Source organism: Sphingomonas sp. (genome assembly GCF_051962185.1).
Taxonomy (GTDB): Bacteria; Pseudomonadota; Alphaproteobacteria; order Sphingomonadales; family Sphingomonadaceae; genus Sphingomonas.
Genome location: NZ_JBQCCN010000205.1, coordinates 21,146 through 32,509, shown reverse-complemented (window position 1 = coordinate 32,509; position 11,364 = coordinate 21,146). Strand labels below are relative to the sequence as shown.

13 protein-coding genes are annotated in these 11,364 nt (G+C 65.5%); 6 read left to right on the top strand and 7 right to left on the bottom strand.

The window, feature by feature from the left end; all coding sequences use genetic code 11:
* Positions 1–1,072 (top strand): molecular chaperone DnaJ (gene dnaJ / locus ACTHJR_RS13160; protein WP_440523684.1); only part of this gene is annotated, 1,072 nt, incomplete at its 5' end.
* 169 nt (positions 1,073–1,241) lie between these two features.
* Here dnaJ and ACTHJR_RS13155 read toward each other — a convergent pair.
* The 5 genes from ACTHJR_RS13155 to ACTHJR_RS13135 all read right to left on the bottom strand — a co-directional run bounded on the left by ACTHJR_RS13155 (position 1,242) and on the right by ACTHJR_RS13135 (position 6,139).
* Positions 1,242–1,859: a hypothetical protein gene (locus tag ACTHJR_RS13155; protein WP_440523683.1), complete on the bottom strand. Its 618-nt coding sequence runs from the start codon at positions 1,857–1,859 to the stop codon at positions 1,242–1,244.
* 361 nt (positions 1,860–2,220) lie between these two features.
* Entirely contained in the window at positions 2,221–2,982 is a 762-nt protein-coding gene (locus tag ACTHJR_RS13150) for an alpha/beta hydrolase family protein (RefSeq protein ID WP_440523687.1), read from the bottom strand.
* 293 nt (positions 2,983–3,275) lie between these two features.
* Complete coding sequence (locus ACTHJR_RS13145; protein ID WP_440523682.1) at positions 3,276–3,977, bottom strand: hypothetical protein; 702 nt, start codon at positions 3,975–3,977, stop codon at positions 3,276–3,278.
* A 157-nt stretch (positions 3,978–4,134) separates the two neighbouring features.
* Entirely contained in the window at positions 4,135–5,445 is a 1,311-nt protein-coding gene (gene purB / locus ACTHJR_RS13140; protein WP_440523681.1) for an adenylosuccinate lyase, read from the bottom strand.
* Positions 5,446–5,527: 82 nt separating this feature from the next.
* Positions 5,528–6,139: a DUF1287 domain-containing protein gene (locus ACTHJR_RS13135; protein ID WP_440523680.1), complete on the bottom strand. Its 612-nt coding sequence runs from the start codon at positions 6,137–6,139 to the stop codon at positions 5,528–5,530.
* Between the two features lie 351 nt (positions 6,140–6,490).
* Here ACTHJR_RS13135 and ACTHJR_RS13130 point away from each other — a divergent pair, with 351 nt between their 5' ends.
* From ACTHJR_RS13130 to ACTHJR_RS13110, 5 genes are all read left to right on the top strand, one after another.
* Positions 6,491–7,015 (top strand): EF-hand domain-containing protein, encoded by a 525-nt coding sequence (locus ACTHJR_RS13130; protein WP_440523679.1) that lies wholly within the window; start codon positions 6,491–6,493, stop codon positions 7,013–7,015.
* A gap of 133 nt (positions 7,016–7,148) precedes the next feature.
* Positions 7,149–7,478 carry an ArsR/SmtB family transcription factor gene (locus ACTHJR_RS13125; protein ID WP_440523678.1) on the top strand — a complete coding sequence of 110 codons (330 nt, stop codon included), beginning with the start codon at positions 7,149–7,151 and terminating at the stop codon, positions 7,476–7,478.
* Positions 7,475–7,942 carry an SRPBCC family protein gene (locus tag ACTHJR_RS13120; protein WP_440523677.1) on the top strand — a complete coding sequence of 156 codons (468 nt, stop codon included), beginning with the start codon at positions 7,475–7,477 and terminating at the stop codon, positions 7,940–7,942. The genes ACTHJR_RS13125 and ACTHJR_RS13120 overlap by 4 nt, the downstream gene beginning before the upstream one ends.
* Positions 7,943–7,985: 43 nt before the next feature.
* Positions 7,986–8,768 carry a DUF899 domain-containing protein gene (locus tag ACTHJR_RS13115; RefSeq protein WP_440523676.1) on the top strand — a complete coding sequence of 261 codons (783 nt, stop codon included), beginning with the start codon at positions 7,986–7,988 and terminating at the stop codon, positions 8,766–8,768.
* Positions 8,765–9,016: a hypothetical protein gene (locus tag ACTHJR_RS13110; RefSeq protein ID WP_440523675.1), complete on the top strand. Its 252-nt coding sequence runs from the start codon at positions 8,765–8,767 to the stop codon at positions 9,014–9,016. Before ACTHJR_RS13115 ends, ACTHJR_RS13110 begins: the two co-directional genes overlap by 4 nt.
* Before the next feature lie 136 nt (positions 9,017–9,152).
* Here ACTHJR_RS13110 and ACTHJR_RS13105 read toward each other — a convergent pair whose 3' ends face one another.
* The gene (locus ACTHJR_RS13105) at positions 9,153–9,596 is read right to left on the bottom strand and encodes a DUF5990 family protein (protein WP_440523674.1); all 444 of its coding nucleotides are present in this window, start codon (positions 9,594–9,596) and stop codon (positions 9,153–9,155) included.
* Positions 9,586–11,256 carry an ankyrin repeat domain-containing protein gene (locus ACTHJR_RS13100; protein WP_440523673.1) on the bottom strand — a complete coding sequence of 557 codons (1,671 nt, stop codon included), beginning with the start codon at positions 11,254–11,256 and terminating at the stop codon, positions 9,586–9,588. The genes ACTHJR_RS13105 and ACTHJR_RS13100 overlap by 11 nt, the downstream gene beginning before the upstream one ends.
* Between the last annotated feature and the right edge of the window lie 108 nt (positions 11,257–11,364).

The window sequence follows — 11,364 nt, the reverse complement described above, 5'->3', positions numbered from 1 at the left end:
CGACGACGCGACGATCAAGTCCGCGTACCGCAAGCTCGCGATGAAATACCACCCCGACAAGAACGGGGGTTGCAAGGAAAACGAAGCCAAGTTCAAGGCGGTCAACGCCGCTTACGACTGCCTGAAGGATCCGCAGAAGCGTGCGGCCTATGACCGTTACGGCCATGCCGCGTTCCAGCAGGGCGGCCCCGGCGGGTTCGGCGGCGGCAATGATTTCTCGGGCTTCTCCGACATTTTCGAAAGCGTGTTCGGCGAGTTCATGGGCGGTGGCCGCGGCGGCCAGCGCCGCCCGCAGCGCGGTGCCGATCTGCGCTACGACATGGAAATCAGCCTGGAGGAGGCCTTTCACGGCAAGTCCGAGGCGATCACCATCGACGTTGCCGCCTTGTGCGAGGCGTGCGACGGATCGGGCGCCAAGCCCGGCACCTCGGCCAAGACCTGCGGCACCTGCGCCGGCCGTGGCAAGGTCCGCGCGCAACAGGGCTTCTTCGTCGTCGAACGCACCTGTCCGTCGTGTCATGGCGCGGGCCAGGTGATCGCCGATCCCTGCTCGTCGTGCCGCGGCGAGGACCGGGTCGAGAAGACTAAGACACTGACCGTCAACATCCCCGCCGGGGTCGACGAAGGCACGCGCGTACGTTTGTCGGGCGAAGGCGAAGCGGGGCCGCGCGGCGCGCCGGCCGGCGATCTCTACATCTTCCTCCACGTGAAGCGGCACGCGATCTTCGAGCGCGAGGGCACGACCTTGTTCGCGCATGCGCCGATCAGCTTTACCCCGGCGGCGCTCGGCGGGTCGATCACGATTCCCGGGCTCGACGGCGAGCAGCATGAGGTCAAGGTCGCCGCCGGCACGCAATCGGGCCGCGAAGTGCGTCAGCGCGGTGCGGGCATGCCGGTGCTCCAGGGCAAGGGGCGCGGCGACCTCGTCGTGCGCATCTCGGTCGAGACCCCGACCAAGCTGACCGCCAAGCAGCGCGAGCTGCTCGAGGAATTTCGCTGCACCGAAACGGGCGACGAATGTCCCCAGGCGCAGGGCTTCTTCCAGAAGGTGAAGAAGGCGGTGGGGGGGTGATCGTTAGCTCCCTCTCCCTCCGGGAGAGGGAGGGAGCGGCCGAAGGCCGCGGAAGGGTGAGGGCAGGGGCTAGTTGTTCTTCAGCCCTCTCCTCAAACTGCCCTCATCCAAGCTCCGCTAGGCGGCAAGCCGCCAAGCTGCGCTATCCTTCTCCCACCGGGAGAAGGGTTCACGCCTTGGGCACAATCGGCTCCCACAACTCCCGGTGGCTCTCGTCGAACCCGGCCATGCCCGGTTTGGTCAGATACCCGCGCGCATCCGGAATGTGGCTGTAGATCATCTTCAACGGCCGCTCGTGCCATTGCAGGTTGAACGCCCAGCGGACGGGGAAGAATTCCATCGTCGCATAGGGCAGATGCTCGTGCACCCACCAGGCGATGCGCTTCCAGTCGTCGGGGTCGGTCCATTCGTTGGCGAAGCGCGGCACGACGATGCAGGCGGTGGCGCCCATCTGCCCCCCGGCGTCGCGCTGGTCCCAGATGTGTCCCGCGGCGCTGCGCTCGTTGGAGGCGCAATTATAACCCTTGGCATTGCCCAGCCGGTTGACCTCGGCCGAGCGATAGGCCGAGCGGATCGCGATCCGCCCGAACACGTCCTGGAGCGGTTCGAGCAGATCCTCGCACAGTCGCGTCCCCGCCGCGATCGCCAAATCGGGATCGTCCGGGATATTCGACAGGCCGTGGATCTCCGCGATGTCCGAAGAGAGGACATCGCGCATGAAGAAGGTCCGGGACAGCTGGACGCGGCCCAGTTCCGTCAGCTTGGCGACCGTTTGCGGCTTTTTCACGCGCGCCTCCCACCAAAACACGCGGCATAGCGATCTTGGGCGAGGACGAAAATAGATCGAGATTGGAGATAATCCCTATGCGGGACCGCTTCGCCTCTCCGCGATACGCGGCGCGGGCGCACCATCCGGCCTGACCGCTCCCGGCTTTCACGGGGAGCGGTGGGCCGATGGTTTAGAGGGAGAGTACCCCCGCCACCAGCGCCAGGCTGCCGACCGTCACCATCGTGGTGGCCAGCACTTCCATGATACGCATGGTTGCTTCTCCTTAGAACCGGATCATTCCGGTAGGAGAGGATATGGATTTTGCTGCAACGCAGCGCAATATTGTTTCAATCCTTCGCACTTGCAGCATTTGCAGTCGTTAACGCGCCGTAACGCTCCTCGGCGCATCGGGCAGGCCGTCGAGCCAGCGCAGGACGAACGCGATCAGGGCGAGACGCTGATCGTTGAATGGATGGTCGGTCTCGAACGAGCGGCGGGTCAGCAGGGGCGTCTTGTCGCCCAATGCCTTGGACAAGCCGATCGCCTTATCGTCGTCGCTGTCGCGCGTCGCCGTGGCGAGCAGCAACGGCCGCTGCTTCAGGGCCGGAACGAAGCGCGTGATGTCGAGGTCGCGCCCGGCCGCGACGATCTCTTCGGTCAGTGACTCGGCATCGGCACCGGTCAGCCGGCCATCGACATCGTCGAAGAGTTCCGGTGCCTTGGCCCGGCGTTCGGCAGGCGACAGCCGAATGAGGTCATCGACGTCCTCGGCGATATTCCACGGCGCGATCAACCCGACCGCGCGCAACTCGGGGTGGCGGGCGGCGGCGCAGGCCGCGACATAGCCGCCATAGCTGTGACCGATCACCACCAGCCTTTTGGGATCGGCGTGCCACTTGGCGGCATTGGCGGGCGCCGCCACATCGGTGATCAGCGCATCGACATCGCCGCAGCTGCCCGCCAGCGTGAAGCGCCCGCCCGATCCCCACGACCCGCGGTAATGGAAGGTGATCACTGCCCAGCCCGCGCGCTGCATCGCCCGCGCGAGGTCGAGATTCTGTTCGTTGCCGGGCAGGCCATGGAGCAGGATGACGGTCGGAAACGGCCCGACGCCCGACGGGCGATAGATTTGCGCGTTGATCAGCGATCCGTGGCTGACGAACTGCAGCCCCGCGCTGCTCGCCGGATGCGCGCGATCGATCGGCGGATCGCGCTCGACCTAGGCCGAGACGGGAAGGGCGATCGCGGCGACCAGCGCCGCCAGGACCATTGCATATTTCAATAGCCTGACTCCTGTGCGAACTGGCTATATCCACGGGCGGCCAAGGGCAGTTGTGCCGCTTCATTCCATTTCTTGCTGCCGGAATAGAGCGCTACGGAGCGCATGCTCGCTGGCCATTCACGCACGAGTAGTGTCTCCAAGTCCAACTTGGTTCAACCGGTACGGAACAGTTGCAGATTGGACAAATCATCGAGTCCGGGGAGTTGGATGAGGTTTTTGCAGTTGATCAGGCTAATATCGCGCAATGCTGCGCCGCCAAGCGATATGCTTTCGAGTTGCAGTTGATCCTCGACCCTCAATCGCTCCAGCGCCGGAAAGCGGTCTAGCGGCCCGAGCGTTTCCAATCCGCGCACTCGACAGATTTCGAAGTCGATCAGGGTCGGATGGCTCAATTCTTCGATAGAGGCGCGCGATCCAAACCATAGGCGCAGCGAACGCAGCGCGGTTAGTCTGGCCAGGAAAGCGAGATCACGATGTTTGGGCATCCCGCTGAGAAATAGATCGGTAAGCCGAGGGAGTGTCGTGATGACCTCGATGTTACGAGTATGGCCTACCAGCGACAGCGTTTCGAGGTCGCGGCACTGTTCCAACGGTCCCAGGTCGATGTTGCGCTTGGCGTTGTCCGAAAGCAGGAGCCATCGCAATTTCGCGATTTTCAGTTTGCTCAAGATTGATGGATCGTTCCACTTGAAGACGCCGAGCGAAAGGTACTCGAGGTGATCGAGCCGTTCGAGCCATTCGGGATTGGCAATGTCCTGCAGACAATCGACGAGGAGAGCGCGGATATCTGGAAGGTGTTCGAGTACTGCGGCATCGAACGGCCCGGAATAATGACCGTAGAATCGTACCTGCATCCGGCTGCCATATTCGGCACAGAGGGCGTTTATCGATCGCAATAGCCTCGGCGTGTGGGCGGGTGAGTAGGATAGGCGTTTGTCCGGCCGCCAGGCTTGCGTCGATGGTCTCGCGATCGATTGTCGTCGGATTGGTGATCCGGTTCTGCACGATGCGTTAGCCGAACACCCGCGCGAAGATCGTGTCGACGTGCTTGAGGTGGTAATCGAGGTCGAACTTCTCCTCGATCTCGGCCGGCGACAATGCCGCGGTAACTTCCGGATCGGCCTTGAGCAACTCGAGCAGCGACAGCTGGCCATCCGATTCCCACACTTTCATCGCGTTGCGCTGGACGAGCCGATACGAATCCTCGCGGCTCACCCCGGCCTGGGTCAACGCCAGCAGCACGCGCTGCGAATGGACCAGGCCGCCCATCTTGTTGAGGTTCTTCTCCATCCGCGCCGGATAGACCAGGAGCTTGTCGACCACCCCGGTCAGCCGCGCCAACGCGAAGTCCAGCGTGATCGTGGCATCGGGACCGATATAGCGTTCGACCGATGAGTGGCTGATGTCGCGCTCGTGCCACAGAGCGACATTCTCCATCGCCGGGATCGTCGCGCTGCGCACCATGCGGGCGAGGCCGGTGAGATTCTCGGTCAGCACCGGGTTGCGCTTGTGCGGCATCGCCGACGAGCCCTTCTGGCCCGGCGAGAAATATTCCTCGGCCTCGAGCACTTCGGTGCGTTGGAGATGGCGGATTTCGACCGCCAGCCGCTCGATCGACGAGGCGATCACGCCCAGAGTCGCGAAGAACATCGCGTGACGATCGCGCGGGATGACCTGGGTCGAGACCGGTTCGACCGCCAGGCCCATCTTCTCGGCGACATGCGCTTCGACCCGCGGGTCGATATTGGCGAAGGTGCCGACCGCGCCAGAGATCGCGCAAGTCGCGATGTCCTTGCGCGCCGCGACCAGCCGCTCGCGGTTGCGCGCGAATTCGGCATAGGCCTCGGCGAGCTTGAGCCCGAACGTGACCGGCTCGGCATGGATGCCGTGGCTGCGGCCGATCGTCGGGGTCAGCTTGTGCTCCTCGGCACGGCGCTTGAGCACCGCCAGCAGGGCGTCGATATCGGCGAGCAGGATGTCGGAGGCGCGCGCAAGCTGCACCGCCAGGCAGGTATCGAGCACGTCGGACGAGGTCATGCCCTGGTGCATGAAGCGGGCTTCTTCGCCGACATTCCCCGCGACCCAGGTCAGGAAGGCGATGACGTCGTGCTTGGTCACTGCCTCGATCGCGTCGATCGCTTCGACGTCGATCGCCGGATCGGTTGCCCACCATTTCCACAGCGCGGCCGCCGCTTCCTTCGGCACCACGCCGAGCTCGGCCAGCGCGTCGGTCGCGTGCGCCTCGATCTCGAACCAGATCTTGTAGCGCGCCTCCGGGGTCCAGATCGCGGTCATGTCGGGACGGGAATAGCGCGGGACCATCAAGGGCCTTTCGAAAATGCGGTCAACGGGGATGGCCGCGCCGATAGCAAGCGCGCCCCGCTCCCTCAACGCCTTTAGGGAATCAGGCGAGCGCCCAGCGGAACCGGCCGGTGATCGGCCAGGCCAGCAAGGCATCCTCCTCGCGGGCGCCCCAGCCGATATTGTGGATGATCATCGGCGATCGACCGCCGTCCCGGTCGGAAACCAGGCCGATATGCGTGCCCGTGCCGGCGACCAGGGAGGTGAAGATGTCGCCGGGCTGCCAGTCGGCGGGATCGCGCGGGATGGGCAAGGCGAGATGGTGGCGGGCGAACCAGGTGGCGAGGTTGGGCACGCGGCGATGGTCGATGTTGCGGTCGGGGACGCGCAATCCCCATTTGCGCGGATAAGCCGCGAAATCCGCACGCATATCGGCATTGACCAGCGCCTGGAGATCGAGCGCGAAGGCGTCGCGATAGGCGCGGATGACGACGTCGGTGCAGACGCCCTTGATGCGCGGCACGTCGCCGTCTGGAAAGGGCAGGACGGTATAAGCGGGGTCGTATTTGACTGTCGTGCCGACCTGGGTCCGTGCCGCCGCGATCAATCGGCGCGCCCGCGCGGCCGCGGCGAGCGGCGATCTCGCTGCCGGCGCCGTACGGCATCCGGCCAGCGTCGCGCCGACACCCAATAGCAGCGATCGGCGATCGAGCATGGCTGACCTCGTGGCGAAAATCGCCGGCATCATGCGCATATGCCAGGAAACCGTCCAGTGTGGCGACGCTGCCATGGTTCCCAAAAATCGTGAGTCGGCTCGTCGCAAGCACGGCACGTCTCTACGACGACTTGCGCCAATGGTGCGACAAATCGACCCTTTACACCGAAGATTTCGGACCCATATCGAATATCGAAAGTTATATTCGAGCCATTCGAGCGGGGCGGTGAAGATACGCTTCGCAGAACAAGGTCGAAATTGCAAGGAGATTTTGTCATGCTGAAGCATGTTTTATTGACTGGTGCCATGTTGGTTTCTGTACCTGCTCTGGCACAGAACCAACCCCAGACTATGACGCCACCGTCGGATACTAACGCTGCTCCTGCGCAGCCGCAGGCCAAGGCCCCGGCGACGCCGACCCCGGCCAATCCGGCTCCGCAGACGACGCCTGCGCCGACCACGGCGGTTCCCGGCGCGCCGCCGGCCACCGCCAGCAACCAGCCGCAGGCCACGCCCGCGCCGACCACTCCGGCGCCGGACACGCAAGCTGCCAACCCGGCTCCCGCCGCTCCGGCAGCGGCCGCTGCGACGCCGGCTAACACGCCGGCCAATGCGGGCTCGCAGGTCGCCGCCGTCGTCAACAGCGAATATGGCAGTTACGACAAGAACGGCGATGGCAAGCTCGACAAGACCGAGTTCGGCGCCTGGATGACCGCGTTACGGAGCAAGGCCGATCCGTCGCTCAAGGACGATGCGGCCAACAAGGCCTGGATCGCCCAGGCCTTCACCCAGGCCGATTCGGACAAGTCCAAATCGATATCGAAGGACGAATTGACCAATTTCCTGTCGCAGGGTTCGGGTCAGAAGGCGTCGTAACAGCCACGACGCCCACGCAGGGGCCGTCGCGTTTTCCCCTTGGCGCGGCGGCCCTTTTCGTGCCCGCCGTAGGCGAGGGTACGCCATTATCATTAGTATTGACTAATCAATTAGCATCGGCTAATCGATTCGCATGCTTCATCCCGCTCCCATCGACGTCGTCATGCGCGCGCTCGCCGATCCGACGCGCCGGGCGGTGTTCGAACAGGTCGCGCGGAAAGGGGAGGCCAATGTCGCCGAATTGACCCGCGCCAGCGGCGTCACCCAGGGCGCGATCTCGCAACATCTCAAATCGCTGAAGCTCGCCGGGCTCGTCGCCGAGCGGCCGCAGGGGCGCAACGTCTTCTATCGCGCGACCCCCGAAGGTCTGGCGCCATTGTTCGACTGGCTGAGCCATTGCGACGCCTTCTGGCGCGACCGCTTCGCCAATCTGCGTGATTTGCTCAAGGAGATCGATCCGTGACCGACGCCGTCCTGCATGCCGATACCAGGGAAATCGTGATCGACGAGGTTTTCCCCCACGCGCCCGAGACGATCTGGAAGACGCTGACCACCGGTGCGCTGATGGCGCGCTGGCTCAACATGACGCCGGCCGGGTTCGAACCGGTGGCGGGCACGCGCTTCACCTATCAGACCTCGGCGGCGGGGGCGTGGGACGGGACGATCCAGTGCCAGGTGCTGGAAGTCGTGCCGGGCCGGTTGCTCGCTTACTCGTGGAAAGGCGGAGACGCCGGCAACCAGGGCTATGGCTCGCTGCTCGATACCATCGTCACCTTCACGCTCGAGCCGGCCGAGGGCGGCACGCGGCTGCGCGTCGTCCATTCGGGCTTCGTGCTGCCGCGCAACGAAACCGCCTATCGCAACATGAGCGGCGGCTGGACCCAGGTGGTCGGCCGGATCGGCACGGTGGCCGGCGAGCAGGGCTGATCGTCGCGACAGCACCTTTCGGATGCTTTGGAGGAGTAACATCATGCAGCACGACGAGCCACGCACCGAACAGCTCGACAACCGGCCGCCGACCGTATCGCCCGACGACTGGACCGCGGCGTGGGAGCGCCTGCTGATCAAGGAAAAGGCCTTCACCCGCGCTCGCGACGCGCTCGCCGCCGAGCGGAGGCGGATGCCGTGGATGGCGGTCGACAAGGACTATCGGTTCGAAGGGCCCGATGGCCCGGCCAGCCTGCTCGACCTGTTCGAGGGGCGCCGCCAACTCATCCTCTACCGCGCCTTTTTCGAGCCAGGCGTGTTCGGCTGGCCCGACCATGCCTGTCGCGGCTGCTCGTTCGGTGCCGACCAGGTATCGCATCTCGCGCATCTCAACGCGCGCGACACCACGCTCGCCTATGCCTCGCGCGCGCCGCAGGCAGACATCGCGCGGCTGAAGCGGCGGATGGGCTGGGACATGCCCTGGTACACGATCACCGACAGCTTCGATAAGGACTTCGGCGTCGACGAATGGCACGGCCACAACGTCTTCATCCAGGATGGCGGCAAGATCTATCGCACCTATTTCATCAACAATCGCGGCGACGAGGCGATGGGCACGACCTGGACCTATCTCGACCTGACGCCGCTCGGCCGCCAGGAGGTGTGGGAAGACTCGCCCGAGGGTTACCCGCAGAATCCGCCGTATAAATGGTGGAATTGGCACGACAATTACGAGGCGGAAAAGACCATCGATCCGAAATGGGTCGAGGTGTCCGACGCCGGCGAGGCAGCGTTTCGCGAGGCTAGTGCGGAGGCAAAAGGGTGAGCGCGGCAGGTGGCGCGGGGCTGGTCGGAATGCTTGGCCTGGCCGCCTCGCCGACCTTCGCGGGCATGGCGATACTGACGAGTATCGGCAGCGGGCCGGTTGTTACGTTCTGCTCGGGCGGAGGCGCCTTCCCGCTGGGCGGAATGGTGCCGATGTACCTGCTGATGAGCGTCTTCCATGCGGCGCCGTGGCTGCGGCTGGTCGCGGGGCGGGCGGCGCCGGGCGAGCGCGTGATCCCGCGAAACTGAAACCAGCACTACCCCGACGAAGGCAGGGGCCCAGTCGCGATGAATTTAGCGACAGGGGGATGCCGTCTCCACGTCATGGATGCTGGGCCCCGGTCTCCGCCGGGGTGGGTTTCGAAGCCGACGTTTTCCCGACTCTTCAGCTCGCGCTCCATCCCGGCGGCAGGATCGGTACGGTGGCACAAGCGGGGCTGCCATCGTGGCGCTTGCTCGCGATATGCGCGGTGAGACGGCTGCCCGCCCCGAGCGCCTCGATCGCCTCCCAGCCGATTCCGCTCAGCGGAATCTTGACGCGGCGCTGCCAGGGCGATCCGATCTGCCCCGCCATCGAGCCGACGTTGAGATAGACGTACCGCGCGGTCGGCGGACCCTGGACGAAGGCGCCCAAGAAGCGCGGGCCGCCCTCGGCGGTGTTGCCGTCGACGGTGACGTCGAGATCGAAGACGAGCGCGTCCGACGAGGCGTGAACCGGTGCGATCAGCGCGGCGTTGGCGCCGTTCCCTCGCGCCAGCGCGATCGCCACGCCCGGCAGCGGCTGGTCGACGACGATGCGCAGCGGCAGATCGATCTTCTCAGCCGTCATGGCGCCAGGCCTCCATCAGATCGGCTGCCTCGTCGAGGTCGCGGCGCCGCGCCGCGTCGATCGCGGTCTGGCCGTTCTTGCCGATCGCGCGCGGGTCCGCGCCGTGGCGTAGCAACACGCACGCGGCGGCGACCGCCTTGTCGTCATCGTCGGACAGATGGAACAGCGGCGTGGGCGCGTCATCCCCGGCGCGCGGCCGATTGGCGAGTGAGGGGTCGGCGGCCAGCACGGCCTCGAGCCGGTCGACCAACCCGAGATGGACCAGCGGCCAGATGTCGCTGCTGAGCGGGGCGAGAAGCTCCACCATGTGCGGCCTGCCGAGCACGCCCGCCCAACTGAGCGGCGTCCCGTTCCATTTCCGCTCGCGAAGGTCGATCTCGGCGCCGGCCGCGATCAACAGATTGGCGGACTCGACCGAGTCCGATTGCACCGCACGGTGGAGTGGGCTGATGCCCTCATGGTCCAGCCCGCGGGCATCGGCGCCGAGCGCGAGCAACAACGCGATGGCGGGCGCATTGCCGAACTCGGCGGCGGCCAGCAGCGGCGCCGGGTTGGCGACCAGCGACGGATCGCTCGTGAGCAACGCGCGTGCGCGCGCTTCGTCGCCGCTCAGGCACGCGGCCCGGAACGCTTCCTCCCCGCTCAGCGGTACCGGCGCGGCGCCGTGTCGCTCGAGCAAGGCGGCCATCTCGACGAATCCCGACAGCTGCGCCAGCGCGTGGACGGCCTGGCCGGTATAGGCATGCGGCGTGTCGGGATTGGCACCGTGCGCGAGCAGCCAATCAGCGCGCGCCAAATGGTTCTGGCCGACGGCGTTGCCGAGCAGATAATCGAGCGGGTTGAGCGGTCGTGTCCCGCCGATGCGATAGCTGACCGCGTCGTGCCAGTGATCGGTTATGCCCTGCGCGTCGCACAGGCGCCACAGCAGGTCGTACCAATAGAGGTCCGAGCCGACGATCGAGATATTGTAGAGCGCTTGCGTATCGAACGGGCTGGCCCCGGCGGCGACCAGCAATTCGACCACTTCCGTCGCCTGCGGATGGCTCGGCTTGGCGCCTTCGCCCAGGCCGATCGCGCCGGTCACCAGGGTGAAGGAATTGTCCCAGCCGTCGTTGAAGCTGAACTGCGGATCGGCGCCGGCCGCGAGCAACAGGCGGGCGATCGTCACTCCGTTGACGGCGTCGAGCCGACCGTAGGCGACATGCGCCAGGGCGGTCCACTCCTTCGGCCCGCCGGCTGCCTTGGCGGCGTCGGGATCGCGCGCCAGGCGCCGTTCGACCTCGGCGATGTCGCCGCAGGCGGCGGCCGTGAACAGGCTGTCGTGGGCGACGCTGGGATAGCGGTTCAGAATCCGCCGCGCGGTGGCGATGCTGCCTTCCCAGCCGTGGCCGAGCAATTGGTCGAGGCGCTCGGCATAACTCTGGCGATCGAGCGCGACATCGTCGAGCGCCGCCTTGAGTGCGATCCAATTCTCGCAGCCATATTCGAGCGCGAGGGCGTGTTGCACATCGCGCAGCCCGGGGTCGGCGGATGCTTTGGCGCCGGACTCGCGGAGACGGGCGATCGCGGCTTCGTCGCCGGCGCGAAGGGCCTTGAGCCAGCGCTTGGCGTCCTTGCGCAGGTTGTCGAGACTGGTTTTGGGCGTGAGGATACGAGGCATCGGAAACCTTCCTTCCAATAGCCAGACGTCCGCTTACGAAGGGCCGGAAGAAGGGTTCGTAAGTATCGTTTCGAGCTGGACGGGAGGAACTCCCTTGCCGCGGACAGG

Bases quoted from the DNA above. Each gene is read 5' to 3' on its own strand.
- ACTHJR_RS13115 (WP_440523676.1), top strand. From the start codon at position 7,986: ATGCAGCACGACGAGCCACGCACCGAACAGCTCGACAACCGGCCGCCG.
- ACTHJR_RS13145 (WP_440523682.1), bottom strand. From the start codon at position 3,977: ATGCAGGTACGATTCTACGGTCATTATTCCGGGCCGTTCGATGCCGCA.
- ACTHJR_RS13125 (WP_440523678.1), top strand. From the start codon at position 7,149: ATGCTTCATCCCGCTCCCATCGACGTCGTCATGCGCGCGCTCGCCGAT.
- ACTHJR_RS13130 (WP_440523679.1), top strand. From the start codon at position 6,491: ATGACGCCACCGTCGGATACTAACGCTGCTCCTGCGCAGCCGCAGGCC.
- ACTHJR_RS13105 (WP_440523674.1), bottom strand. From the start codon at position 9,596: ATGACGGCTGAGAAGATCGATCTGCCGCTGCGCATCGTCGTCGACCAG.
- ACTHJR_RS13100 (WP_440523673.1), bottom strand. From the start codon at position 11,256: ATGCCTCGTATCCTCACGCCCAAAACCAGTCTCGACAACCTGCGCAAG.
- ACTHJR_RS13135 (WP_440523680.1), bottom strand. From the start codon at position 6,139: ATGCTCGATCGCCGATCGCTGCTATTGGGTGTCGGCGCGACGCTGGCC.
- purB (WP_440523681.1), bottom strand. From the start codon at position 5,445: ATGGTCCCGCGCTATTCCCGTCCCGACATGACCGCGATCTGGACCCCG.